This is a genomic window from Tundrisphaera macrotermitis (genome assembly GCF_051175315.1).
GTDB lineage: Bacteria > Planctomycetota > Planctomycetia > Isosphaerales > Isosphaeraceae > Tundrisphaera.
Genome location: NZ_CP195100.1, coordinates 5272666 through 5298167 on the forward strand (window position 1 = coordinate 5272666; position 25502 = coordinate 5298167).

Genomic DNA, 25502 nt, shown 5'->3' on the forward strand with positions numbered 1-25502 from the left:
TGCTCGGAGGTTGCGTCGGGGCTCAGACGCGATCGGCCAGGGCCGTGACGGTCCGGGTGGGCGGGCCGGTGTAGCGGGCCCGGGGGCGCATCAGGCGGTTGTTGTCGAGCTGCTCGATGATGTGGGCCGACCAGCCGACCACGCGGGCCATGGCGAAGATCGGCGTGTAGAGGTGGATGTCCAGGCCCATGTAGTGGTAGAGCCGGGCGCTGGGCCAGTCGACGTTGGGGGGGAGCTGCTTCTGCTGGGTCACGGCCCGCTCGATCGGCTCGGCCATCCGCTCCCAGCGGTCATCGCCGACCTCGGCCGCCAGCTTCACGCAGTGGGACTTGAGGATGCGGGCCCGGGGGTCGCCGGTCTTGTAGACGCGGTGGCCGAAGCCCATGATCCGCGTCTTCTTGGCCAGCGCCTCCTGGATCCAGGCCTCGGCCTTCTCCGGGGAGCCGACCTGCTCCAGGACTTTCCAGGCCTCCTCGTTGGCCCCGCCGTGGAGCGAACCCTTGAGGGTGCCGATCGCGGCGACGATCCCCGAGTAGATGTCCGACAGGGTGGAGACGGTGACCCGGCCGGCGAACGTCGAGGCGTTCAACTCGTGCTCGGCATAGAGCACCATCGAGAGGTCGAATGCCTTGCGCATCTCCTCCGACGGGGCCTTGCCGTTGACCATGTAGAGGAAGTTGGCCGAGAAGTCGAGGCTGGGGTCGGGGGCGATCGGCTCCAGGCCCCGGCTGATCCGCTCGCGGGCGGCGACCGCCGTGGGCATCTGGGCCAGCATCCGCTCCGCCTTGCGGACGTTGGCGGCGTGGTCGGTGGGCGGGGCGTTCACGTCGGGGTCGAAGTGAGCCAGGACGCTGACCGACGTCCGGAGCACGTCCATCGGGTGGTTGGTGCCGGGGATCTGGCCCAGCAGCGAGACCAGAGGCGCGGGCAGGGCCCCGGCCTTCTTGATCCGCCCGTCGAACTCGGAAAGCTGGGCCTTCGTCGGCAATTCGCCGTGGAGCAGCAGGTGGGCGACTTCCATGTAGGAAGCGTTGGCGGCCAGATCCTCGATCGTGTATCCGCGATACTCGAGCCCGCCTGCGCCATGCTTGCCCTCGACGTTGGAGATCGCCGTCTCGTTGGCGATCACGCCCTCCAGGCCGGGGTAATATTGATCGACCGACGCAGTGCTCATGGCGGACTCCGCTCCAATCCAACAAGGTAAGCCAGGCCGAAGGCAGGGCCGGCGGTATCGAGCCTCTCGTCTCGCCCGCCGGGGGCGTCTTCGCCCCCGACCGCCGACCGCGGTTGAGATCCCGTTTGGTTTCCTTGAACACTAACCGACACAAGGCCCATGGTCAAAGGATGAGGCCGGGATGTTGGCCGAGAATCCCCGCGCCCGAGACACGGCGGCCGGGCGGGGATCATCGAATTTGACGCAGTCGGCCCGGGAAAACCGAACGGGGCCGGGACCCGTCGTCGACGAATCCCGGCCCCGCGTTGAATACGGCCCCGACAGGCTCCCACCTCCAAGGTGAGTTGTCCACGCCTTCCGCCCAGATTGCGCGGACGGCCTGCGGGGTCGTCTGCTCGTGGATCGCGGCGGGCGTCGTTCCACCCGCCGATCCTGTTTTAGTCCGCCGACACCGATTGGAAAGGGAGGCGGGCAAAAATTTCTCGGGGGCCCCTCAACCGGGCGGCTTGGCCGGCTCGATCAGGCCCCGGAGCACCTCCAGGGCCTCGGGCTCGATGGTCAGGAGCTGCTGGGCCAGGGAGTTGATCAGGGCGAAGAAATCCTGCAACGCCGCGACCCGCTCGGCCATCACCGGGCGGCCCGGCGAGCCCTCGATCAGCGCCATGGATCGCTGGAGCACGATCAGGGTCGGGTCCAGCTCGCGCCGCTTCCGCTCGCGGAGGATGCGGCGGAACAGCGTCCAGACCTCCCCCTCGGCCCGGTAGTATTCCCGACGCTCCCCCTGGCGGTGGACCTTGTGGACGACCCCCCAGGCGATCAGCTCGCGGAGGTTCATGCTGACGTTGCCGCGCGAGACCTGCAGGCGGTCCCGCAGGTCCTCGGCCGTCCAGTCCTCGCCGGTGATGTAGAGCAGCGCGAACATCTCGCCCATGGAGGCGTTGATGCCCCAGGACCGGGCCATCACCCCCCAATGCTCGACGAACTGGCGCACCAGGTCGGCCTCGCCCCCGCCGCTCGGGGCTGCGGCGGGCGGGTCCGGTTCCGGGATCGTCTCGTCGTCTTCCATATGCCACGCCGACCGGGGGTGAGCGGGAAACTTGACGCCGGAGGTGCTTGCCCGCAGGGGTTGTTCCGGCGATCATGGGGCGGTCTCGAATGGCCCGCCCCTCGTGTTGTAAGCCAATCCCTCGCCGCGGACAACCGGATTCGCACATCCGAACGGCCGGCGATCGGATTCTCCGCCGAGGACGGTTTTTTTCGAGTACAATGGAGTCATCCCCGCGGGTCCTTCCCGATCCCCCCCTCGGATGTATTGCGAGCCCCATCCGACCCGCCTCGGCGCGAGTTCGCCCATGCTGCAGAGGAGATTGATCGATGCCTGAGACCGTGGTCCACTTCCAGATCCGGATGCCACCGATGCTCCATGAACAGCTCGCGACCTGGGCCAAGGACGAGAAGGCCTCGCTGAATGCCCTCATCGTCGGCATCCTCGAGAAGGCCATCGCCGATCACTCCGCCAAGCCCGAAGCCAAGGAATGAGCCGGCCGCCCCGGCACGGGGCGGGTCCTCGGGCCCCTTCGAGATTTCTCGAGAATCGGGCTTGAGTCTCGCGGCCATGCCGGGTATCTTCAGCCCACCGAAAGAATCCCCGATAGCTCAATCGGTAGAGCGAGCGACTGTTAATCGCTAGGTTCTAGGTTCGAGTCCTAGTCGGGGAGTTTGCGTCAGACCTGACGCAGTCGGTTGAAAAGGCCTGCGGCTTTTGCCGCAGGCCTTTTTCTTTGGTCACGATCCGACCCTGGCCGCCCCGCGGCCCCCGACTTCGGCGATCGTGAACGACGAGGGTTCGTCGCTTTCGCGACAAGGTCCGTTCCGTCGATGGCCATGCCTCCGGGGCAGGATCTCGACGCCAGCCGATCCCGGCGTCCGACCATCGATCGCGCCCGGGACGATGACTCTGGCCCCGGGTCGGCTTTTCGGATGACCCAGCCACCCGGGGGTGATCGAAAGGTCATCGGCATCCGTGGTCAATGTCGTGCTCGTCGCCCTTCTCGCCATGCGTGAGGGGTGATTGGGCCGATGCCTCGCCTCGGGCCGAGATCGCGTCCCCACCGGCCCCCGGCAGCGTGGGGGATGGGGCGACGATCGCCGCCCCCATTCGCGAATCGGCGAAGCGACGCGACGGTGGTCAAGTCCACTTGTGGAGATGGGCGAGTCCTGCTACAGAACGCCGCAATGCCTGGATGCACCCATACGCCTCGCGGTCGCACCCCCCGGAGAATCGCGAAGATGCCCCCCCTCTCCCGGAATGGATTCTCCCTTCGGACCCTCGCCCCCGTCGCCCTCCTGGCGATTGTGGGATCGGCCGAGGCCCAGACCTATCGCGTCACCAGCGTGGCCGATGATGGGCCGGGCACGCTCCGCAAGGCCATCGAGTCGGCCAACGCCGCGACCAACCCGGCGACGATCCAACTTGCAGATGGGCTGGGGACCATCCGCCTCCAGTCCGCCCTGCCCTCCATCACGCGCGGGGTGACGATCAACGGCGGGGTGGGCAACGCCGTCAGCGGCGCGGGACATCAGCGGATCTTCTTCGTCGACGCCCCGGGCTCGTCGGTCGCGATCAATCAACTCCTGCTGCTCGACGGGCGGGCCAAGGGCGGGGACGGCGTCTCCGGGGGAGGCGGCGGGGGCGGACTCGGCGGCGCCATGTTCGTGAATGCCGGCACCGTCACGGCGTCGGGCGTGCGATTCGCCGGCAATGCCGCGATGGGCGGCTTCGGCGGGGTCGGCGTCAGCGGCGGAGGGGGCGGCCTCGGGGGGAATGGCGGATCCGGAAATCCGACGCCGAACAACTACTCCACCACTTCGGGCGGCGGAGGGGGCGGCGGGATCAACGGCCAGGGGGGCGCCGGCGGATTCAGCGACAACATCTGGCAAGCCCACACCGCCACCGGGGGCGGCGGCGGAGGGGTCGTCGGCAATGGCGGTGCCGGGGCGACCACGCCGACCTGGACGAAGGAGCCGGATGCGGGCGCCGGAGGCGGGGGCGGCCCAACCGGCCCCGGTGGCGATGGGAAGTCCGGAGTTGCCGGGTCGGGGAACGGCACGGGCGGCGCGGGCGGCCTGACCAACATCGGACCCGCCACCGTGACCTACGACCCCGTCACGGAGAGATATGTGACCGCCTTGGCCAACGGCGTGGCCGGAGGCAATGGGGGGGGCGGCGGGGGCGGAGGCGACGCCGCCGAGGGCGGCAGTGGCGGGGATGGGGGTCGCGGGGCCGGCGGCGGGGGTGGCGGCTCTGCGGCCATCGGTGCCAATGGCGGGCGGGGCGGATTTGGGGCGGGCGGCGGTGGCGGTGGCCACGCCGCCGTGGGTGGCAATGGCGGTGCGGCCGGATTCGGCGGCGGCGGCGGGGCCGGCGGCGGCGCGGCGCAGGGGGCGAATGGTGGTGCGGGAGGCTTCGGCGGTGGCGGCGGCGCGGGCGGGGGTGCGGCCACCGGGGGCGTAGGCGGAGCGGGAGGGTTCGGCGGCGGCGGTGGCGGTGGTCGCGCCTGGGCCGGCGCCCAATTCCAGGGAGCGGGCGGCAAGGGGGGATCGGACGCCTCCTCCGGTTTGGATTACGCCAATGCCCAGGGCGGCGGCGGTGGGGCCGCCCTCGGGGGCTCCGTCTTCGTCCGCGCCGACAACGGCGCCTCGCTCCGATTGATCGACTCCTCGATCGACCAGGGGAGCCTCGCCGCCGGTCGCGGCGGCGCGAACGGCGGCGATGGCCTGGCGGCGGGCTCCTCGCTCTTCCTGGCCGGAGGGCGCCAGGAAGTCTCCGTCACCGGGTCGCAGGTCCAGACGATCGCCGGATCGATCGCGGAGTCGGCACCCTCCGGCCTGACGAAGCTCGGGAGCGGCACCTTGATCCTCTCGGCGAACAACGGCGGGGCCTTCGGCTACTCCGGCGGCACGAAGGTCGCGGAAGGGACGCTGCTGGTCGACAACGCCTCGGGGAGCGGCACCGGCTCGGGCGCCGTGACGGTCCTCGCCAACGCGCTGCTGGGCGGGTCCGGGACGATCGCCGGGGACGTCACGATCCAGGCTGGGGGACAACTCCAGATGTCCCGGGACGGACTCGAATCGCTGAAGATCGGCGGCAACCTGATGCTCCTGCCGGACTCCGTGATCCACGCGGCCCTGGGCGGATCCTCCAGCCCGATCGATGTCGGCGGCCTTCTGGATCTGGCGGGCCAGCTCGACCTCACGGATGACGCGTCTATCGGCGTCGGGACCTACACCTTGTTCCACTACGGGAGCCTGGGCGACGAGTCGCTGTCCGTCGCGGGCGGTCGCGGCGATTACCTGTACTCGATCCGGGCCGATGCGGAGAGGAAGGCGATCGACCTGATCGTCTCCTACGCGGAGACCGTGCCCGAGCCCGCGACCTGGATGGTCCTGGTGCTGGGGTCGGCCGCGGGCCTCGTGGCCCGCCGACGCGGGCGTGGTGTCGCCGCGAATTGACGACCGGCGGAACGCCGCGGCGACGCCTCAGGATGGCCTGACGTCGCCGCCGCGGATCGCCAACTCCAAAGATTCGGCGACCCCCTTCGGCCGGATCGGGAAATCGTCCAGGGCGGCCGTGTCCCGGACGATTGTCGGATTGATCAGCCCTTCGATGAGATGCCGGCCGACCGCGAATCGGCTCGGCGTCACCAGCGCCAGCCAGAGCCCGGAATACCAAGGGGTGAGGAATGGCACCGGGATCAGGACCCGTCGCAGGGATTTCTGGCGGGCGTACTCCCGGATCAGGTCCATGAAGGTGACGACGTCGGGGCCGCCCACCTCGTAGACCCGGCTCCGGCCGGCGGGCCGGTCGCGGGCCGCGACGAGGTAGCCGAGCACGTCCTCCACGGCGATCGGCTGAGTCTTGGTGGACAGCCAGCGCGGGCAGAGCATCACCGGCAGGCGCTCGGTCAGGTCCTTCAGCATGTCGTAGGAGAGGCTGCCGGCACCGATGATCATCGAGGACCGGAACTCGATGACCTCCGCATCGGATTCCCTGAGGATCTGGCCGACCTCGTGCCGACTCCGGAGGTGCGGGGAAAGCCGGGGATCCAGATCGTCGCCGAGTCCCCCCATGTAGACGATCCGCCGGACACCGGCGCGGCGGGCGGCCTCGGCGAAGTTGCGGGCGGCTCGCCGATCGTCCTCCTCGAAATGTTTCGAGTCGGACATGAGATGGACGAGATAGTACGCCGTGCCTACACCGGAGAGGGCGCGATCCAGGGAGCCCGGGTCCCGGACGTTCCCGGCGACGACCTCGACCCCCTCCGGGCGGGACTTCATCGCGGCGGGATTGCGGGCCAGGCATCGCACTTGCGACGACCCGCCCGCCAGTCGGGGGATCAGGCGGCTCCCCACATAGCCGCTCCCCCCCGCGATCAGGATCGTTTCCGGATGGTCGGGCATGGGCTTGGCTCGCGTCGATGTCGGTGGGACGGGGTGATCCGTTCAACCCCGCCGGATGCACGAAGGATCGGGGGCGTCGGCCGGGCCCCCGTCGGGAGTCTTCGATGAGATCGTTCCGCAACCCGGCCCGCGAAACGATCCGGACCTTCCTCGATGCCCAGGGAAAGCTCGGCTTCTCCTACGCATCGGTCGGCGCCACGGCGGGGGTGCCCCCGTCGGGTTATATTCTGGATCACACGAGAATCAAGCTAGGAGACGGCGAGGCCGTCTTCGACCGGGCCCGGTCCGCCCTCCGGCACTGGGACCAGTTCCGCCTGGGCTGGGTCCGCATCGAGCCCGAAGACGCCCCGATCGAGGTCGGCACCCTGGTGGCGGTGGTCGCCCGGAAGCTCGGGCTCTGGTGGTCGAACGCCTGCCGGATCATCTACGTGATCGACGACGATGGCCCGGTGCGTCGGTTCGGCTATGCCTACGGGACCCTGCCCGACCACGCCGGGACCGGAGAGGAACGCTTCCAGGTCGAGTGGGACACGGCGACCGGCGAGGTTTACTACGACATCCTGGCCTTCTCGCGCCCCCAGCTGTGGATCATGCGGATCGGGTATCCTTACTTGAGGTGGTCGCAGAAGCAGTTCGGCCGGGAGTCGTCCGCCGTGATGAAGGCCATCGCCTCGGGCGCCGACGGCACGGGCCGGCCGGCGACCGCTGCCCCGGAAGATGCGAAGGATGATCGCCGTGACTGACTCCGAGCCGACCCTGATCCTGACCAACGATGACGGGATCGATGCCCCCGGGCTGGCCGCCCTGGAAAAGGCGGCCTCGGGATTGGGCCGCTGCCTGGTCTTCGCCCCGTCGGGCCCCCAGTCCGGGTGCGGCCACGTCGTCACCACGCATGCCCCGATCGCGGTCGATGATCGGGGGGCGAGCCGGACCGCCGTGGGCGGGACGCCGGCCGACTGCGTGAGGATGGCCTTGCATCGCGGCGGGACTCGGATTGACTGGGTTTTGTCCGGGATCAACGCCGGGGGGAACCTCGGGACCGACATCCACCACTCCGGCACGGTGGCGGCGGTCCGCGAGGCGACGATCCACGGGATCGGCGGGATCGCCGTCTCGCACTACCTCAAGAAGAATCGGGCCGTCGACTGGGATCGCGCGGCCCGCTGGTGCCGGGCCGCGTTCCGCGAGCTGATGGCCCGGCCCGCCCTGCCCGGGACGTTCTGGAACGTCAACCTCCCCCACCTCGAACCGGGCGACCCGGAGCCCTCGCTGGTCTTCTGCGAGGTCGACCCGGCCCCCCTGCCCCTGGCCTTCCGCGACGGGGCCGAGGGGCTGGTCTACTGCGGGGACTACCAGGGGCGGAGCCGCCGGCCGGGGGCCGACGTCGCCGTCTGCTTCGGCGGGCAGATCAGCGTGTCCCGGGTCCACGTCATGACCTCGGTCGGCCCCGAAGCCTGAAGGACTCGGGGTCCCGGTCTGGCCTCCCAGCGCCCGGCCAGGCCATAATGGGAGGATACGGGCCCGCCATGGGCTCGCGGTCAAGTTCCAGGGATCGATCGGAAATGCAAGCGCCGGGCCCGGCGCCGGGGGTGATCGTTGAAGACGTCGATGATGGGGGCCTTACTCGCCGCGGCCGGATTGATGGTCGCCGGATGCCAGGAGCCGACGGGCGTCGTCCCGGTCTACCCGCCGGGGATGGAGCCGTCGCGGATGCCCAACATCCCGGCCGGCGAGGGGGCCCAGGCGCTCGGCGAGCAGGGGGTGGCCGCCACCAACCAGAACAAGGTCGCGTCCGGAGGAGAGGCCACCTCCCCCCCGACGCCGATCGGCCAGCCCCGGACGACCCCGTCGGGACTGGTTTATGAGACCCTCAAGGAAGGCGATGGTCCCCAGGCCCAGACCGGGCAACGGGTCCAGATGCACTACACCGGCACCCTCGAAGACGGCACCAAGTTCGACAGCTCGCGCGATCGGGGCACGCCGTTCGAGGTCCGGATCGGGAATGGCGAGGTCATCAAGGGCTGGGATGAGGGCGTCCCCGGCATGAAGGTCGGGGAACAGCGCAAGCTGACGATCCCCGGCAACCTGGGCTATGGCCCGGCCGGTTCGCCCCCGAAGATCCCGGGCAATGCCACCCTGATCTTCGACGTCGAGCTGATGCGGATCCTCGACTGACCGGGGTGCGGGGCGGCGGGGCGATCCGCCTCGTCCTGAGTCGCCCCGCGACCCGCCTTGTCGGCCCGGGCCATTACGGGTAGCCTCCCGCCTTGATGATCCGGGGGAAGGTTCCCCCGGCCGGGGCATGAAGCCAAAGGGGGCCGGCATGGATGCCAGCATCCGGGGTGAAGTCGCGTCGATACGCCGCGTGGCGGCGAATCCGCTGGCCGGGCTCCGGGTGGCCCTGGTCCACGACTGGCTGACCGGGATGCGCGGCGGCGAGAAGTGCCTGGAAGTCCTTTGCCAGGCCTTCCCCGACGCCACTCTGCATACGCTGATCCACCGCCGGGGTGCGCTCAGCCCGAGCATCGAGGCGATGGACATCCGCACGTCGCCGCTCCAGCGACTGCCGCGAGTCCACGACCACTACCGCAAGCTCCTGCCGATCATGCCGATGGCCGCGCGGTCGTGGCGGCCGCGCGAGGTCGACCTGGTGGTCAGCCTGAGCCACTGCGTCGCCAAGGCGGTCCGGCCCCCGGCGGGGGTGCCGCACGTCTGCTACTGCTTCACGCCGATGCGGTACGCCTGGGACGGCCGCGACGCCTACCTCGAGTCCTGGGCCGATCGCCCGATTCGCCGAGCCCTGGCGGGGTCGCTGCTCGACGGCCTCCGCTCCTGGGACCGCGCCACGTCGGAGCGGGTGTCGTACTTCGTGGCGATCTCCGAGACGATCCGGGGGAGGATCGACCGCTGCTACGGCCGCGACTCGCGGGTGATCCCGCCCCCCGTCGACGCCGACTTCTACACGCCCGCCCCCCTGCCCCGCGAGCCGTTCTACCTCGTCGTGTCGGCGCTTGTGCCGTACAAGAAGGTCGAGCAGGCCGTGGCGGCATGCACCGCGACGGGCCGCGAGTTGGTCGTGATCGGGTCCGGCCCCGAGCGGGCCCGGCTGGAGAAGGACGCCGGGCCGACCGTCCGGTTCCTGGGCTGGCAGCCCGACGAGGTGATCCGCGACCACTATCGCCGCTGCCGCGCCCTGCTGTTCCCGGGCGAGGAAGACTTCGGCATCGTCCCGGTCGAGGCGATGGCCTGCGGGGCCCCGGTCATCGCCCTGGACGCCGGCGGGGCGGCCGAGACCATCGACCCGGCCGCCGGCCGACTCTATCCCGAACCGACCGCGGGTGGATTGCTCGCCGCGATCGCCGCGTGGGAGGCGGAGGGATGCCCCCACGACCCCGCCCGGGCCCGGAGCCGGGCCGAGGGGTATGCATTGCCGGTCTTCCGCCGCCGGCTGCTCGGCCACCTCGCCGACGTGCTGGCCGAGAAGGGCCGGGGCCACGGCGCCATCCCCGCGCCCCACATCCCCCGCTGAACGCGGCGGTTGCTCGCGGGCGTCGCGCGGTCGGACCCTTGTCGCATGCGTGTGGATGCCTTATCGTGTCGGGTGCAGGTCCGGGGCGAATCCCGGGCCTGACCGTCGACCGACTTCCCTCGGTCGTGGCCGTTCCACATCCTCCAGAGGTGACAACATGGGTAGGATCTTGCCGCGACTCGGGATGGTGGCCTTGGTGTGCGGCGGGCTGGCCTGGCCCGCCGCCGACGCGGCCCGGGCCGAAGATCGGACCGCCGATCAGGTCGTCGCGGAACTCGACGCGATCAAGTTCCCCGAATTCGACCGCGCGAAGATGAACGACCGGGCGGCCATCGAGAAGTACATCGGCCTGCGTAAGGAGGTCGCCGCGAAGCGGGCGGTCCTGATCGAGGAACTCTACAAGATCAAGCCTGAGGATGCTCGGCTGGTCAAGCTGATGAAGGACCATTGGCGTGAGAAGCTGATGACCGCCAATCCCACCAAGAATAAGGGCGAGGCCGACGAACTGGGTGCCCAGGTCCAGAAGATCATCGCCGACAACAAGAACGAGACCCTCGTCGCCGAGGCGGCCTATTTCCGGGCCTCCCGCGCCCTCATGGAAGCCGGTCGCGACGCGGGCCCCGATGCGATGATGGCCATCGTCGAGGAATTTCAGAAGGCAGTCCCCAAGGACCCCCGCGCCGCGACGCTGCTGTATCAGATCGCCAATGCGACCCAGGATACGGATCGGAAGAAGGAGCTGTTCGACCGGATCGTTCGGGATTACCCCGATAGCCCGACGGTGAAGCGGATCGAAGGGGCTCGCCGCCAGATCGAGGGGATCGGCAAGCCGTTCAAGCTCGAATTCACCGATGCCATCAAGGGCTCGCCGGTGTCCATCGAGGGCCTGAAGGGCAAGGTCGTCGTGATCGACTTCTGGGCGACGTGGTGCGGCCCTTGCATCGCCGAGATGCCGAAGATGAAGAAGCTCTACGCCGAGTACAAGGACAAGGGCGTCGAGTTCATCGGCGTCAGCCTCGACCAGGCCAAGGAAGACGGCGGCCTGGACAAGCTCAAGGAATACGTCGAGAAGAACGACATCCAGTGGCCCCAGTATTATCAGGGTAATTACTGGGAGAGCGAGTTCTCGATGGGCTGGGGCATCAATGCGATCCCCTGCGTCTTCCTCGTCGATGCCGAGGGCAATCTGGCCTCCGTCCAGGCTCGCGGCAAGCTCGAAGAGATGATCCCCGAGTACCTCTCCAAGGCCAAGGTCGCCAGCCAGTGATCCAGGCCAACGGCGAATGAACAGGGCTTCGCGGGCCGATTCGGCCCGCGAAGCCCTTCGCGTTGGACGATCGATCCAGTCAGCGTCAGGCGGCGGCCTGGTTGAACAGCGACTCCTCGCCGCGGACGATCTTGTCGGTGATCGTGTAGTGCTGGCCGGCGACGCGGTCGGGCAGCTCGTACATGATCTCCAGCATCAGCTTCTCCATGACCGACCGCAGGGCCCGCGCCCCGGTGCCCCGGGCCTTGGCCAGGGACGCGATCTCGCGGACCGCCTCGGGCGTGAATTCGAGCGTCGCGTCGTCGTGGTGGAACAGGACCCGGTACTGCTTGAGCAGCGCGTCCTTGGGCTCGGTGAGGATCTTGGCCAGGTCCTCGACGGAGAGCTGGTCGAGCGTGGTGATGACGGGGAGCCGCCCCACCAGCTCGGGGATCATGCCGTAGCGCTCCAGGTCCTCGGGGGTCACGTGGGCCATGATCTCGTTCCGCTCCAGCTCCTTGTCGGGGGAGCTGGCCCCCTGGCCGAAGCCGATCAGCTTGCGGCCCAGCCGCTTGCCGATGATCTCCTCCAGCCCGACGAACGTGCCGCCGCAGATGAACAGGATCTGGCTGGTGTCCACCTGGAGGTATTCCTGCTCGGGGTGCTTGCGGCCCCCCTGGGGCGGCACGTTGGCCACGGTCCCTTCCAGGAGCTTGAGGAGGGCCTGCTGGACGCCTTCGCCCGAAACGTCGCGGGTGATCGACACGTTCTGGCTGGTCTTGCCGATCTTGTCGATTTCGTCGATGTAGATGATCCCGCGCTCGGCCAGCGAGACGTCGAAGTCGGCCTCGCGGACCAGCTTGAGGATCAGGTTCTCGACGTCCTCGCCGACGTAGCCGGCCTCGGTCAACGTGGTCGCGTCGCCGATGGCGAACGGGACGTTGAGCCGCTTCGCCAGCGTCTGGGCCAGGGCCGTCTTGCCGCAGCCGGTCGGGCCGATCAGCAGGACGTTGCTCTTGGAGACCTCGACATCCTTGAGGGCCGGGTCGGTGATCGGCTTGGAAGGGGCCCAGACGCGCTTGTAGTGGTTGATGACGGAGACGGCGAGCGTCCGCTTGGTCTGATCCTGGCCGATGATGTAGTCGTCCAGGTGGGCGACCAGTTGCCTCGGGGTCGGCAGCTTCTCGACCGGGGTCTGCTTGCGGTCGCGGCGGCGGAACAGCCCCTCGCAGGCCTCGACGCAGTCGGAGCAGACGTGGGCGTCGTGGTTGCGCAGGCTGCGCTGGACCAGCGCGTTGCCGGCGACCATGGGGCCCGCCTCGGCGGTGGTCCGTCCGCAGAAGTCGCAGTGGGTGGCATTCGGCCCGCCGTTCGGGTCGCCTTCATTTCTCGCCGTCAAGTCGATCTCTCCCCTCGGCACGGAACGGATGCGGGGCGCGGGCGCCGTCGGGGGCGTCGCGAGTCCCTCTACTTTAACATAGAGAAGTCCGTCCCGTCGCACAATGCGGACGGATCAGCCCGGCTGCGCCGCCGCCGATTCGAGCGGCAGGGAGGCCGGCCGGGCCATCGCGGGCGGGACGTCGGCCGGCGCGGGTGCCGGGCGGGGCCGCCACCTCGGGGCCGATCGCGCCGACAGCCAGGTCGCCGGGGCCATGACCAGGGCGAACCCGGCCAGGGTCGTCGGGGTCAGGGCCCGGTGCCAGAGCACGACGTCGAATCCCATCCCGAAGACCACCTGGGACAGGCCGACCACGGCCACCTTGGCCGGGGAGCCCGAGGCATACGCCTTGGTCAGGGAGACCTGCGCCAGGGTGCCCGACGCCCCCGCCCCCAGCAGGAGGGCCAGCGTGGCGGGGTCGTACAACCCCGCCAGCGAGACCGACCGCCAACGCAGGGCCATCCAGGCGATCGAGAACAGGCTGGCCACCCCGGCGAAGTGGACCACCACCGCGCGGGCGTCCACCCCCTTCAGGCGGTTCAGCCCCAGCATGGCTGTGGCCGTGGAGAGGGAGCTCAGCAGGGAGACCATCACCGCCAGGCGGTCGCCGCCCAGCTCGGGCCGCTGGATCAGGAAGACCCCGGCCAGCCCGCACGTCACGCCGATCGACTCGGCCGGTGTGGGCAGGCGCCGCTTCACGAACGAGGGGAGCAGGACGATCCAGAGCGGGTGGACGTTGAACAGGGTGATCGCATCGGCGACCGGCAGGTGCGCCAGCGCGTAGAAGTTGCAGACCAGGCTGAAGCTCCCGGCCAGGCTCCGGATCCAGAGCGACCTCGGCCGCCAGATCGCCAGCTTCGTCCCCGAGGCCCGGGCCAGGACCAGGGCCGTCGCCAGCATGATCAGGGCCCGCACGGCCGCGACCAGGAGCCAGTCGCACCGGTCGCCCAGGGCGTGGACGAACGCCCCCATGGTCGCGAACGAGATGGCGCCGAACAGCATCCAGGCCGAGGCATGATCGATCCGCCCGGGTCGGGGAGCGGGGTCATTCATCGCGATCTCTGCGGTGAGAGGGGTGGGACGAGGCCGGGCGAGGGGGGCATCGAAGGGTCTCGAAGGCGGGTCGACGGGCGGATGCGTCATTCTATCACGGAGCCCCCCCGGAGGCGATCCCCAACGCTTCCAATGCCGCCAGGATCGAGGTCCGCGCGGCCGGGTCGGGGTCGCCCGCGGCCAGCAGCAGCGCCGGCGCGGCGGACGCGTCGCCGATCCGACCCAGGGCCCAGGCCGAGGCCCCGCGAACCACCGGGTCGGCGTCGCCGAGCCGGGCGATCAGCGACGGGACCGCCGCGGGCAACCGCTTCCCGCCCAGGACCAGGGCCGCATTGCGGACCATCCCCGATCGCTTGGTGCGGGCCAGCGCCGTCCCTTTCAGAGACCGGGCGAACGCCGCAGGTTCGGCGTCGAGCCAGTCGATGAGGTCGGGATCCTCCCACTCCGGCCGGGCGTCCAGGCCCGGTTCCCGGCCGGGCGGGGCCTTGCGGTTCCAGGGGCAGACGTCCTGGCAGATGTCGCAGCCGAACGCCCAGTCCCCCAGGGATCCGGCCGCCTCGTCAGGGATCGGCCCCTTGTGCTCGATCGTCCAGTAGCTGATGCAGCGGCGGGCGTCGAGCTGGTAGGGCGCGACCAGCGCGTCGGTCGGGCAGGCGTCGAGGCAGCGGGTGCAGGTCCCGCAATGGTTGGCGGCCAGGGGCTCGTCGTAGCGGAGTGGGAGGTCGACCAGAAGCGCCCCGAGAACGGTGAAGCTCCCGGCCCGACGGTCGATCAGGCAGGTGTTCTTGCCGATCCAGCCCAGCCCGGCCATCTGGGCGAAGTCCCGCTCCAGCAGCGGGGCCGTGTCGGCCACGGCACGGCCGACGACCCCGGGCGACTCGGCCCGGAGCCAGTCGAGCAACTCGCCGAGCTTCCGCCAGAGGATCTCGTGATAGTCCCCGCCCCGGGCATAGCGGGCGACCTTGCCGCCGGTCGGGCCGGTCGGGCCCGGCGCGGGGTGGCCGTAGATGAGCCCGACCATCACGACCGATCGCACCCCTTCCAGGACGTGGCGGGGATGCACCTTGGGCGCGGCGTGGCGTTCCAGGTAGCCCATCCCCGCCGCGTGGCCCCGTTCGAGCCAGTCGAGATACCGGCCGTGGCCGGGCGGGGCGACGGCCGGGGCGATCCCGACAAGATCGAATCCGGCCCGACGAGCCTCGGCCTTGAGGCGGTCGGCGAGGCCGGCGTCCGCGGTCATCGGACGCGGAGGGCGAGCGAGTCCTTGACGCCCAGGTTCTCGTAGATCCTCCGGGTCGCCCCCGACTTGTTGAGGGTGTAGAAATGGATGCCCCGGACGTTGTTGTCGAGCAGGTCGCGGCACTGCTCGGTCGCCCAGTGGATGCCCACCCGGGACACGCCTTCGTCGTCATCGCACCGGCCGACGGCCCGCAGCAGGGCGGCCGGGAACTTGGCCCCGAGGGCGAGTTCGGCCATCCGGATCATCCCGCCCTTGGACACCACCGGCATGATCCCGGCGAGGATCGGCACGGTGATGCCGGCCAATTCGCAGCGCTCGCGGAAGTCGTAGAAGTCCCGGTTGTCGAAGAACAACTGGGTCACGATGTAGTCGGCCCCGGCGTCGACCTTGCGGCGGAGGTACTCGATCTCCTTGAGCCGGTTGGGCATGCCCGGATGTCCTTCGGGGAACCCGGCCACGCCGATGCCGAACCCGCGAGGTTGGGGCGGGCTGGGGTGATCCTTGATGAACCGGACCAGCCCGTCGGCGTTGCAGAACGCATCCTTGTCGGGGTCGTAGTTGGTCAGGCTCTTGGGCGGGTCGCCCTTCAGGGCCAGGATGTTCTCGATCCCCGAGGCGGCGTAGCGGGCCAGGATCGCCGAAAGCTCGTCGGTGGTGTGGCAGACGCAGGTGAGGTGGGAGACGGCGGTCAGGTCGGTCTCGCGCTGGATCCGGACGATCAGGTCGTGGGTCCGCTCCCGGGTCGAGCCGCCGGCCCCGTAGGTGACCGAGACGAACGAGGGGTGGAGCCGCTGGAGTTCGGCGATGTTGGCGAACAGCTCCTCGGACGCCTCGTCGGTGCGCGGGGGGAAGAATTCGAAGCTGAAGGTCGTGGGATGTTCCTGGAAGATGTCGAGGATGTGCATCGTTGAAAATCCCATCGGGCGGCGGAGTCGGGCGGCTTTGTGGCGATCCGAATGTGTCTCAGGCGGTCCGGCCCGGCGCCGGGGCCTTGACCCCGACGCGGGGGCAGAGGGCCAGGAGCGGGCAGGCGTCGCAGCGGGGCCGGAGGGCGAGGCAGGTCGACCGCCCGTGGGCGATCAGGCGGTGGCTGAAGTCGATCCACTGGTCCTGGGGCAGCAGGGCGGCCAGCTCGTGCTCGATCACCGTCGGCTCGGTCTTCTTCGTCAACCCGAACCGGAATGCCAGCCGCTTGACGTGCGTGTCGACCACGACACCGGAGGGGATGGCGAAGGCGTTGCCCAGCACGACGTGGGCGGTCTTGCGGCCCACCCCTGGCAGGCAGGTCAGGGCGTCCAGGTCGGCGGGGACCTGGCCCCCGTGGTATTCGACCAGCTTTTGCGACAGGGCGACGAGGTTCTTGGCCTTGGCCCGGAAGAACCCGGTCGAGTGGATCAGGGCCTCGACGTCCTCGACCTCGGCGACGGCCAGGTCCACCGCCCCGGGGTAACGGGCGAACAGGGCGGGCGTGACGCGATTCACCCGCTCGTCCGTGCATTGGGCCGACAGCACCGTCGCGACCAGGAGTTCGAAGGCATTGCGATGGTCGAGGGCACAACGGACGGTGGGATAGGTCTCGATGAGGGCCCGGGTGAACTCGGCGGCCTTGAGCTTGAGCGATCGGGGCGTGGAACGAGGCCGTCGGCTCATGGAGGCCCGTCCGGGTAGGAGGTATCAGTCCACCACGACGATGGTACCAGGACGGCGTGGACAGTCAACCTGGATCGCCCTTGTCGCATAGGCCCGCCGAACTACAATGTCGTCTCAGGGCCGGTCCCCTGCCCAGGATCGTCGCTATCACGCATCGTCCCCGGGCCCGGCCAGCCCCGGCCGGTCGCTTTTCTTCGGTGGGATGCCCATGGACGACGATTACGACCTGAAGAATTTCGACAATGTGTGCCGGCTCTTCCCGCTCCCGGGGGTCGTCCTGTTCCCGCATGCCGTCCTGCCGCTGCACATCTTCGAGCCGCGCTATCGGCAGATGACCGAGGACGCCCTGGCTTCCGACGGCCTGATCACGATCGTCCAGCTGCGCCCGCCCGAAGAATGGGCCTCGCCCGACCGGCCCGCCCTCGAAGAATACGGATGCCTGGGACGCATCGTCAAGCACGAACGATTGCCCGACGGCCGGTTTCGCTTCCTCCTGCTCGGCCGCAAGCGGGTCCGCCTGGGGCGCGAGATCCCTTCCGAGAAGCTGTACCGCTCCGCCGAGGTCGAGATCGTCGAGGATGTCGAGCCGGAGGAGGCCGACCTGTCGCGGCGGATCGAGCTGATCGGGCTGTTCCGCCGGATGCTCGGCGACCGGATCGACCCGGACCTGAACAAGCTGTTCGACGCCAACCTGTCCCTGGGGATCCTGACCGACATCATCGCCCAGGCGATCGGCCTGTCCCCGACGATCAAGCAGTCGCTCCTGGAGGAGCCCCTGGTGGCGGCCCGCGCCGCGGAGCTGGTCGGGCACCTCGAAGAATGGCGGCAGCGCCAGGGGGACCCGGGCGATCGGCCCGCGCCGTTCCCCCCGCCGTTCAGCCGGAACTGAGTCGGTCGCCGGGGGCCGGCTTGATCTTCGGGGCCGGTCGATCTACCATTCCTCTTCCCGAAACCTCGCCGATCCGGTTCGAAGTCGATCGGCGGGAGGCCGGGTCGACCCCGCGCGACGAGACCGCATCCATGTCCCAGGGCCATCAGGCGGGCCGACCCGCCGGTTTCAATCACGCCGACCACGCCGAGCTCGATGACGATTCGCCCGTCTCTCCCAAGGTCGATCTGGATCGCATCAAACGGGCTGTCCGAGAGATCCTGATCGCGGTCGGCGAGGATCCCGACCGCGAGGGTCTGCTGGAGACGCCGGACCGCGTCGCCCGGATGTACGCGGAGATCTTCCGCGGCCTGCACCAGGACCCGAGCGTCCACCTGACCAAGGTGTTCACGCAGAAGTACGACGAGATGGTCCTGATCAAGGACATCCGGTTCGAGAGCACCTGCGAGCATCATCTCCTGCCGTTCATCGGCACGGCGCACGTCGCCTACATCCCCAACGGCAAGGTCGTCGGCCTGTCCAAGATCCCCCGGGTCATCGACGTCCTCTCCAAGCGTCCGCAGCTCCAGGAGCGGCTGACCGAGGAGATCGCCGACCTCCTGATGAGCGAGCTGAAGGCCAAGGGGGTGGCCGTCGTCATGGAGGCGACCCACAGTTGCATGACGATCCGGGGCGTGCACAAGCCCGGGGCCGCCTTCGTCACCAGCGCCCTGCGTGGGGCCTGCAAGGATCGGTCGGCGACGCGGGCCGAGGTCCTCTCCCTGATCTACGGCGGGACCAACTGATCCACGGGCCGATTCGGGGCGATTCGTCGATCCTCCCCTTCTGAAACCCCGCCGACCGCGGTATCGTGGGAGGGATGGGCCGGGCCGTCCCGAGCGTCGCGCCGCGATCGCTCGCGCCCGACCGATGCCGAGGAAAGGCCGCGACCCCACCGTGGAAGAACGCCGAGCGCGCATCCATGACGACCTCCGCGACCTGATCGGCGGCGACCTGCTGTTCGAGCCGATCGCCCGCGCCCCCTACGCGCACGACGCCAGCCTCTACGAGATCGACCCGCTGGGCGTGGTCGTCCCCCGGACCCAGGACGACGTGGTGTCGCTGGTCCGCTATGCCTCGGAGAACGCCATCCCCCTGCATGCGCGGGGCGCCGGCACCGGCCTGGCGGGCGAGACCCTGGGCCCCGGCCTGGTGATCGACTTCAGCCGCCACTTCCGCCGGGTGGTCGAGATGGGCCCCGATCGGGTGGTGGTGCAGCCCGGCGTGGTCCTGGACGTGCTCAATCAGAGGCTGGCGATGTTCGGCCGGCGGATCGGTCCCGACCCCAGCCACGGCGAGTCCCGCACGATCGGCGGCATGGTCGGGGTGGACGCGGCCGGGATCCGCTCGCTCCGCAACGGGACCACCGCCGACCACGTCGAACGCCTGTCCGTGGTCTTCGCCAACGGCGACGCCGGCGACGTCGGGTTCGAGCCCTGGCCCTCGGCCGATGACGAGCCCGAGGGGTTCAAGGAACTGGTCGTCCGCAAGCTCGGGAGCCTGTATCGCCGCCAGATCGAGCCGCTCGCCCGGCGTCGGCCCCGGTCCCCCCGCCACAGCGCGGGGTATGCCCTGGAGGCGGCCACCTCGCCGGCCGGGATCGACCTGGCGCGGCTGATGGTCGGGTCCGAGGGGACGCTGGCCCTGGTGACCGAGGTCGCCATGAGGACGGTGCCGATCCCCGGCGCCCAGGCGGCGGTGGTCCTGCCGTTCGGCCGGCTGGTCGACGCGGCCGAGGCGGTGCCGAGCTGCCTGGAGGCGACGCCCTCGGCCTGCGAGCTATTCGACTGGCGGTCGCTTCGCCTGGCCCGCGACGTCCTGCCCGCCATGCGCCCCTGGATCGCCGAGGCCGCCGAGGCGGCCCTGATCGTCGAGCTCGATGGCGACGACCCCGACGAGGTGGCGGCCCGGATGCGCCGGCTGATCGGCCGGATCCAGCGGGCGGGCCGGCTCGTCGCCGATCCGGTCGAGGCGACCCGCCGGGTCGACTGCGAGTTCCTGCTCGGCCTCCGCCGCGCCGTCCTGCCCCCGCTGATGCGGATGACCGGCCCGGCCCGCCCGATCCCGTTCGTCGAGGACGTGGCGGTCCCGCCCGCGGCCCTGGCCGAGTACCTGCTCCGGCTCCAGGATCTGTTCAAGAGGTTCGAGGCGAGCTGGACGGTCTACGCTCACGCCGGGGACGGGCAGCTCCACATCCGGCCGTTCCTGGACCTGTCCGACCCGCGCGACGTGGCCAAGCTGGAACCTTTGGCGGCCGAGGTGGTCGACGCCGCGCTCGACCTGGGCGGGTCGATCTCCGGCGAGCACGGCTGCGGGCTGGCCCGGACCCAGTTCCTCCGCCGCCAGTACGGCGACCTGTTCCACGTCCTCCGCGAGGTCAAGGACGCGTTCGACCCGCACAACATCCTCAACCCGGGCAAGGTGGTCGGCGACGACCCCCACCTGATGACCCGGCACCTCCGCCCCCGTCCGGCGGAGGCCGCGCCCGAGCCGTCGTCGGCCGACGTCGAGGCGGAGGCGACGCCGGACCTCATCACCACGACCGCCCCGGCCATCGAGCCGGCCCTGCGATGGGGCGAGCTGACCATGCTCGACCAGGCGTCGGCCTGCAACGGCTGCGGCTCGTGCCGGTCGCAAGAGCCGTCCCTGCGGATGTGCCCGACCTTCCGCGCCTCCCGGTCCGAGGCGGCCTCGCCCCGCAACCAGGCGAACCTGATCCGCCAGATGGCCACCGGCGCCGTCGATCCTCGCCTGTGGGGCTCCGAGGAGATGAAGGCCAACGCCGACCTCTGCATCCACTGCACGATGTGCCGGTCGGAATGCCCGGCCGGGGTCGACGTGTCGAGCCTGATGATCGAGGCCAAGGCCGCCTACGTGGACCTGCACGGCCTGGCCCCCGACGACCGGACCCTGTCGCGGGTCGACTTCTGGTCCGGGCTCGCCAGCCGATTCCCGATCCTCTGCAACGCCCTGGTCACCAACAAGACGGCCCGCTGGCTGATCGAGCGGACCTTCGGCCTGTCGCGCTACCGGAGGCTCCCGAAGGCCCATCGGACCCCGTTCGTCCGCCGCGCCGAGCGTCTCGGGCTGACGAAGGCGCGGCCGCAGGCGACGGGCCCCCGGGTGGCCTACTTCGTGGACATCTTCGCCAATCACTTCGACCAGAAGCTGGCCGAGGCGGTGGTCGGCGTCCTGCGGCGCGCCGGGGTGAACGTGTTCGTCCCCAGGCGGCAACGCGGGTCGGGGATGCCCGCCCTGGTGGCCGGGGACCTGGACCGGGCGCGCGAGATGGCCGCGGCCAACCTCCGGGTGCTCGGGGATGCGGTCCGCGACGGCTACACGGTGGTCTGCTCCGAGCCGACGGCCGCGCTCATGCTCCGCCACGAGTACACCCGACTGACCGACGACCTCGACGCGGCACTGGTGGCCGAGAACACGATGGACGTCGGCCAGTATCTCGCGGGGCTCTCGGCCCGGGGCCAACTCCCCGAGCCCAAGATCCCGCTCCACGCCCGGGTCGGCTACCACCAGCCCTGCCACCTGCGGTCGCTCGACGTCGGCACGCCGGGGCTCGACCTGATCCGGTCGATCCCGGGCCTCGACGTCGAGTTCATCGACCGGGGCTGCTCGGGCATGGCCGGCACCTTCGGCATGTCCAAACGCAACTTCCGGAACTCGCTCCGCGCCGGGCGGGGGCTCCGGTCCCGGCTCCAGGACGACGACATCGAGGTCGGCTCGACGGAGTGCGGGGCCTGTCGGATGCAGATGGAACAGGGCGTGACCAAGCGGACGATCCACCCCATCAAGCTGCTGGCGCTGAGCCACGGGCTCGACCCGTCGTTGCTCCGCGTCTTCCGCGAGCCGAAGCCCCGCCACGAGATTTCCTGAGGATCGGTCGTCGGCCCGCCCTCGGGTCAGTGCGACTTGGCCGGCTGATAGGTGCCGGGCACGGCCCGGAAACTGATGGCGATCCGGTTCCAGCCGTTGATGACGACGATGGCCCAGGTCAGGTCGGCCAGCTCCTGCTCGGTGAAGTGGGGGCGGACCTCCTCGTAGACCGCGTCGGGGACGCCCTCGGACACGCGGGTCACGGCCTCGGCCCAGGCCAATGCCGCCCGTTCCCGGTCGGTGAAGAAAGGCGTCTCGCGCCAGGCGTTCAGGGTGTAGATGCGTTGCTCGGTCTCCCCGGCGGCGCGGGCGTCCTTGGTGTGCATGTCCAGGCAGAACGCACAGCCGTTGATCTGAGAGACCCGGATCTTGATCAGTTCCTGGAGGCCCATCTCCACGCCGCACCGGGCCAGGTAGCCGCCCAGGGCATGCATGGCCTTGATCGGCTCCGGGGACAGTTTCTGGTAGGCCATTCTCTCGTGCATGATGGTTTGCCTTTCAAGAGGGGACCGGGGCGGGCTCGCCCGCCGCGTCCGGGGGTTGGGTGGTCCAGAGGTGGAGCTTCTCGGGGTTCAGGACGGTGTACAGGGCGGTGATCTGCCCCTGCTTCGCGGCCAGGGTGGTCACCAGGCGGGGGCGGCCCCCGGCCGAGAAGACGATGCCCGGCTGGCCGTTGACCGTGGCGCGGGCCATGTCGTACTTGCCCCGGGCCTTGCGGTAGACGACGGAGAGGAGGTTGGCGATCCGATGGAGGCCGGTGAGCGGTTTGGGCGCCGCGTGGACCTTGCCGCCGCCGTCCGAGTAGTAGACGGCATCGGGGGCGAGCATCGATTCGATCGCCCGGAGGTCGCCGGAGCGGCAGGCCTCGAAGAAGCGATTGGCAAGGTCCTCGGCCTCGCCGGCCTCGGCGTCGAATCGGCGGTCCTGGCCTTCCAGCCGCTTCCGGGCCCGGGTCGTGATCTGGCGGACGTTCACCGGTGTCTTGTCCAGCAGCGCGGCGATCTCGTCGAACTCGTACTGGAAGACATCACGGAGCAGGTACGCCGCGCGTTCGGCAGGCGAGAGGGTTTCCATCAGGACCAGGAACGCCATCGACAGCGACTCGGCCAGCTCCGCGCGGTCGACCGTCGCGCCATCCCAGGCGTCGGTGGTCGGCTCCGGCAGCCAAGGGCCGACGTAGTCCCTCCGGCGCCTCGCCGTTCGGAGCCGGTCGATGCAAAGGCGGGTCGTCGCCTTGACCAGCCAGCCTTCGGGCGACCCGATCGGCCCGGCCTGCTGGAACCGGAGGTAGGCATCCTGGACCGCGTCTTCGGCGTCGGTCACGCTCCCCAGCATCCGATACGCCAGGGCCAGCAGCCTCGGCCGCATCCCCAGGGCGTCGTCCCAGGTCTGTCGCGTCGCATCGGTCATCGGACCCTCCAACTCGTCAGGGGCGGTCGCACCTCGCCGGGCCCGCCCCGTTCAGGACCAAGGACGTTCGAGCCGTCTTCTGGGTGACAAGGGCGGCCCGGAATCGGGGAAATCCCAACCCGGCCTCCGGTGCCGATCCATCCGCGAGGGCGGGCGGCGAGCCCCGCGATGGATTTCCTCCCGGATCCATCCCTGCTCGGATTCGGATGGATTCCCGTCGGAAGGGGCACCCCATTTGCGGGGCCCGGGCGGCCGACGTCACGAACCGCGATCGACCCATCGGGAAATCGAGGGCGATCGTCCCACCTCGAACGACGCGACCAGAGGAGGCACCCGGTGTTCTATCACATCAAGCAGCTCCAGTATAACGCCAAGCCCGAGCGGCCCGACCCGCTGTTCGCCCGCAAGCTCCAGGAGGTGCTCGGCGGCCAGTGGGGAGAGATGTCGGTCGCGCTGATGTACCTGTTCCAGGGGTGGAACTGCCGCGGGCCGGCCAAGTACAAGGACATGCTGATGGACGTGGCCACCGAGGAACTGGCCCACGTCGAGATGCTGGCCACGATGATTTCCCGACTCCTGGAAGGGGCCCCGGTATCCCTCCGCGACGCGGCCGTCGAGCAGCACCCGGCCGTGGCGGCGGTCATGGGGGGCATGGACCCGCAGCACGCCATCGTCTCCGGCCTGGGGGCCACGCCCAACGATAGTCAGGGCTTCCCCTGGACGGCCCGCTACATCACCGCCAGCGGCAACCTCCTGGCCGACTTCCGGTTCAATGTCACGGCCGAGTCGCAGGGCCGGCTCCAGGTCGCCCGACTCTGGAACATGACCGACGACAAGGGCGTGCGCGACATGCTTTCGTTCAACATGGCCCGCGACACGATGCACCAGAACCAGTGGCTCGCGGCCATCGAGGAACTCAAGGCCGACGGCCTGGAAGATACCCCCTGCCCGAGTTCCTGGCCCATCGAACTCCAGCGCAACGAGAACGCCTACCAGTTCTTCAACTTCTCCCAGGGCAACGAGAGCCAGACGGGCCGGTGGGCGGCCGGGCAGGCCCCCGACGGCAAGGGCCAGTTCTCGTTCGTGGCCGAGCCGAGGCCGCTGGGCACGGACGCGACGGTCGCCCCGCCCGCCGATCCCCGGCTCTACGGCACCCCCGCCGCCCCCCTGCCCCCCCGGGCCAAGTAAGCGCCGACCGCGGGCCAAGTTCGCCGCACATCCGAGTCGGACGTCGCGGCCCCGGTGCCCGGATCCGGGGCCGTGAGCGGCCGATGATCATCCCCATCGCGGGAGGAATTCCATGAACGGACGGAGATGCCCACCGTCGTCGGGCCGTCGCCTGGCGACCCGACGCGACGCCTTGCGGCTGGGCGGGCTGGCGGGCCTGTCCTGCCTGACCGCCTTCGGGGCCGGGCCGGTCGCGGCCCGACCGCGGGCCGATGCCTGCCTGATGATCTTCCTGGGGGGCGGTCCCTCCCACCTCGACACGTTCGACCCCAAGCCCGACGCCCCCGCCGAGTTCCGGGGCGAGTTCGGATCGATCGCCACGCGGGCCCCCGGCGTCCGGCTCGGCGAGCACCTGCCCGGGCTCGCCGGTTGTGCCAACCTGTTCACCGTGGTCCGGTCCCTGACCCATGAGGACGATGGTCACGCCGGGGCTATCCATCGCATGCTCACGGGCGAGCCCCTCCCCGGTGGGCAGTCCGGATCCCCTTCGTGCGAATCCCGCCCGCACATCGGGGCGTCGCTCGCGGCCTCGGCCTCGCCCGGCGGAGAAATCCCGGCGTTCGTGACCGTCCCGTCAAGGCTCGACCCGCTCGGGGCCGTCCGCCCCGGCGAGCACGGGGGCGACCTCGGCGTTGCCCATGATCCCGTCGTGCTCTCCGTCACGCGTGAGCCTTCCCTGGGCCGGACGGCCTCGGATCGGCGGGACGACCCCCTGGGCCGGGCGGCCGACCTGCGGAATGAACCCGCCCGGATGCGCGAGCGATACGGCCGGAACCTGTTCGGGCGATCGGCCCTGTGCGGGCGGCGGCTGATCGAGGCCGGGGCGAAGTTCGTCCAGGTCAACTGGGTGCGCCATCTGGACGGCGGCTGGGATACCCACGCCGACGGATTCGCGTCGCTCAAAGATGACCTGCTGCCGACTTTCGACCGGGCCGCCTCCGCCCTGCTGGGCGACATGGCCTCGCGCGGCCTGCTCGACCGGACCCTGGTCGTGATCGCGGGGGAGTTCGGCCGGACGCCCCGGATCAACCCGGAAGGTGGCCGCGATCACTGGCCGGGCGCATTCTCCGCCATCCTGGCCGGCGCGGGGCTGGCGGGGGGGCGTGCCTACGGGGCGACCGATCGCCTCGGGGCCCATGTCATGGATCGGCCGGTCACGCCGGCCCGGCTGGCCTCGACGATCCGCCAGGCCCTGGGCTCGACTTCAGGGGTCGAGCCGCCCATCGCCGAACTTTGGGACGACCCGATCGCCTGAGCAG

Annotated in this window: 22 protein-coding genes and 1 tRNA gene; 13 read left to right on the forward strand and 10 right to left on the reverse strand. The window is 70.1% G+C overall.

The features are described 5' to 3' along the window. Positions 1-22: 22 nt before the first annotated feature. On the reverse strand, positions 23-1174 hold the full coding sequence (locus tag TA3x_RS21450; RefSeq protein ID WP_435016716.1) for a citrate/2-methylcitrate synthase: 1152 nt from the start codon (positions 1172-1174) through the stop codon (positions 23-25). A 493-nt stretch (positions 1175-1667) separates the two neighbouring features. Beyond that, complete coding sequence (locus TA3x_RS21455; RefSeq protein WP_435016717.1) at positions 1668-2240, reverse strand: GbsR/MarR family transcriptional regulator; 573 nt, start codon at positions 2238-2240, stop codon at positions 1668-1670. Positions 2241-2548: 308 nt separating this feature from the next. Here TA3x_RS21455 and TA3x_RS21460 point away from each other — a divergent pair, with 308 nt between their 5' ends. The 3 genes from TA3x_RS21460 (at position 2549) to TA3x_RS21470 (ending at position 5686) form a co-directional block, all read left to right on the forward strand. After that, a complete protein-coding gene (locus TA3x_RS21460) occupies positions 2549-2713 on the forward strand; it encodes a toxin-antitoxin system HicB family antitoxin (RefSeq protein ID WP_435016718.1) in 165 nt (54 codons plus the stop codon). A 106-nt stretch (positions 2714-2819) separates the two neighbouring features. Beyond that, positions 2820-2892 (forward strand) — tRNA-Asn (locus TA3x_RS21465). A 571-nt stretch (positions 2893-3463) separates the two neighbouring features. Next, positions 3464-5686 (forward strand): PEP-CTERM sorting domain-containing protein, encoded by a 2223-nt coding sequence (locus TA3x_RS21470; protein ID WP_435016719.1) that lies wholly within the window; start codon positions 3464-3466, stop codon positions 5684-5686. 27 nt (positions 5687-5713) lie between these two features. Here TA3x_RS21470 and TA3x_RS21475 read toward each other — a convergent pair whose 3' ends face one another. Further along, a complete protein-coding gene (locus TA3x_RS21475) occupies positions 5714-6634 on the reverse strand; it encodes an NAD(P)H-binding protein (protein ID WP_435016720.1) in 921 nt (306 codons plus the stop codon). A gap of 104 nt (positions 6635-6738) precedes the next feature. Here TA3x_RS21475 and TA3x_RS21480 point away from each other — a divergent pair, with 104 nt between their 5' ends. The 5 genes from TA3x_RS21480 (at position 6739) to TA3x_RS21500 (ending at position 11430) form a co-directional block, all read left to right on the forward strand. Beyond that, a complete protein-coding gene (locus TA3x_RS21480; RefSeq protein WP_435016721.1) occupies positions 6739-7377 on the forward strand; it encodes a DUF1990 family protein in 639 nt (212 codons plus the stop codon). Continuing rightward, a complete protein-coding gene (surE, locus tag TA3x_RS21485) occupies positions 7361-8092 on the forward strand; it encodes a 5'/3'-nucleotidase SurE (RefSeq protein ID WP_435016722.1) in 732 nt (243 codons plus the stop codon). Before TA3x_RS21480 ends, surE begins: the two co-directional genes overlap by 17 nt. Before the next feature lie 138 nt (positions 8093-8230). Further along, positions 8231-8809 carry an FKBP-type peptidyl-prolyl cis-trans isomerase gene (locus TA3x_RS21490; protein WP_435016723.1) on the forward strand — a complete coding sequence of 193 codons (579 nt, stop codon included), beginning with the start codon at positions 8231-8233 and terminating at the stop codon, positions 8807-8809. A gap of 148 nt (positions 8810-8957) precedes the next feature. Next, positions 8958-10163: a glycosyltransferase gene (locus TA3x_RS21495; RefSeq protein ID WP_435016724.1), complete on the forward strand. Its 1206-nt coding sequence runs from the start codon at positions 8958-8960 to the stop codon at positions 10161-10163. Between the two features lie 157 nt (positions 10164-10320). Further along, positions 10321-11430, forward strand: coding sequence for a redoxin family protein (locus tag TA3x_RS21500; protein WP_435016725.1), 1110 nt, complete (start codon positions 10321-10323; stop codon positions 11428-11430). Positions 11431-11515: 85 nt separating this feature from the next. Here TA3x_RS21500 and clpX read toward each other — a convergent pair whose 3' ends face one another. From clpX to nth, 5 genes are all read right to left on the reverse strand, one after another. Then, complete coding sequence (gene clpX, locus TA3x_RS21505; RefSeq protein ID WP_435016726.1) at positions 11516-12808, reverse strand: ATP-dependent Clp protease ATP-binding subunit ClpX; 1293 nt, start codon at positions 12806-12808, stop codon at positions 11516-11518. Positions 12809-12922: 114 nt separating this feature from the next. Beyond that, positions 12923-13900: a DMT family transporter gene (locus tag TA3x_RS21510; RefSeq protein WP_435016727.1), complete on the reverse strand. Its 978-nt coding sequence runs from the start codon at positions 13898-13900 to the stop codon at positions 12923-12925. Positions 13901-13994: 94 nt separating this feature from the next. Beyond that, entirely contained in the window at positions 13995-15140 is a 1146-nt protein-coding gene (gene queG, locus TA3x_RS21515; protein ID WP_435016728.1) for a tRNA epoxyqueuosine(34) reductase QueG, read from the reverse strand. Further along, a complete protein-coding gene (gene metF, locus TA3x_RS21520; protein ID WP_435016729.1) occupies positions 15137-16045 on the reverse strand; it encodes a methylenetetrahydrofolate reductase [NAD(P)H] in 909 nt (302 codons plus the stop codon). Before metF ends, queG begins: the two co-directional genes overlap by 4 nt. A 58-nt stretch (positions 16046-16103) precedes the next feature. After that, entirely contained in the window at positions 16104-16790 is a 687-nt protein-coding gene (gene nth / locus TA3x_RS21525) for an endonuclease III (RefSeq protein WP_435016730.1), read from the reverse strand. Positions 16791-16998: 208 nt separating this feature from the next. Here nth and TA3x_RS21530 point away from each other — a divergent pair, with 208 nt between their 5' ends. From TA3x_RS21530 to TA3x_RS21540, 3 genes are all read left to right on the forward strand, one after another. Beyond that, positions 16999-17679, forward strand: coding sequence for an LON peptidase substrate-binding domain-containing protein (locus tag TA3x_RS21530; protein WP_435016731.1), 681 nt, complete (start codon positions 16999-17001; stop codon positions 17677-17679). A 131-nt stretch (positions 17680-17810) separates the two neighbouring features. After that, positions 17811-18464: a GTP cyclohydrolase I FolE gene (gene folE / locus TA3x_RS21535; RefSeq protein ID WP_435016732.1), complete on the forward strand. Its 654-nt coding sequence runs from the start codon at positions 17811-17813 to the stop codon at positions 18462-18464. A gap of 151 nt (positions 18465-18615) precedes the next feature. Beyond that, positions 18616-21606 carry an FAD-binding and (Fe-S)-binding domain-containing protein gene (locus TA3x_RS21540; protein ID WP_435016733.1) on the forward strand — a complete coding sequence of 997 codons (2991 nt, stop codon included), beginning with the start codon at positions 18616-18618 and terminating at the stop codon, positions 21604-21606. A 26-nt stretch (positions 21607-21632) separates the two neighbouring features. On the opposite strand, the gene TA3x_RS21545 is transcribed toward TA3x_RS21540, so the two are convergent. Beyond that, the gene (locus TA3x_RS21545; protein WP_435016734.1) at positions 21633-22091 is read right to left on the reverse strand and encodes a carboxymuconolactone decarboxylase family protein; all 459 of its coding nucleotides are present in this window, start codon (positions 22089-22091) and stop codon (positions 21633-21635) included. Positions 22092-22104: 13 nt separating this feature from the next. Further along, on the reverse strand, positions 22105-23016 hold the full coding sequence (sigJ, locus tag TA3x_RS21550) for an RNA polymerase sigma factor SigJ (RefSeq protein WP_435016735.1): 912 nt from the start codon (positions 23014-23016) through the stop codon (positions 22105-22107). A gap of 336 nt (positions 23017-23352) precedes the next feature. Between sigJ and TA3x_RS21555 the strand changes: the two genes are divergently transcribed. Together TA3x_RS21555 and TA3x_RS21560 are read left to right on the forward strand one after the other, a co-directional pair. Then, the gene (locus TA3x_RS21555; protein ID WP_435016736.1) at positions 23353-24204 is read left to right on the forward strand and encodes a manganese catalase family protein; all 852 of its coding nucleotides are present in this window, start codon (positions 23353-23355) and stop codon (positions 24202-24204) included. A 112-nt stretch (positions 24205-24316) separates the two neighbouring features. After that, positions 24317-25498 carry a DUF1501 domain-containing protein gene (locus TA3x_RS21560; RefSeq protein WP_435016737.1) on the forward strand — a complete coding sequence of 394 codons (1182 nt, stop codon included), beginning with the start codon at positions 24317-24319 and terminating at the stop codon, positions 25496-25498. Positions 25499-25502: the final 4 nt, after the last annotated feature.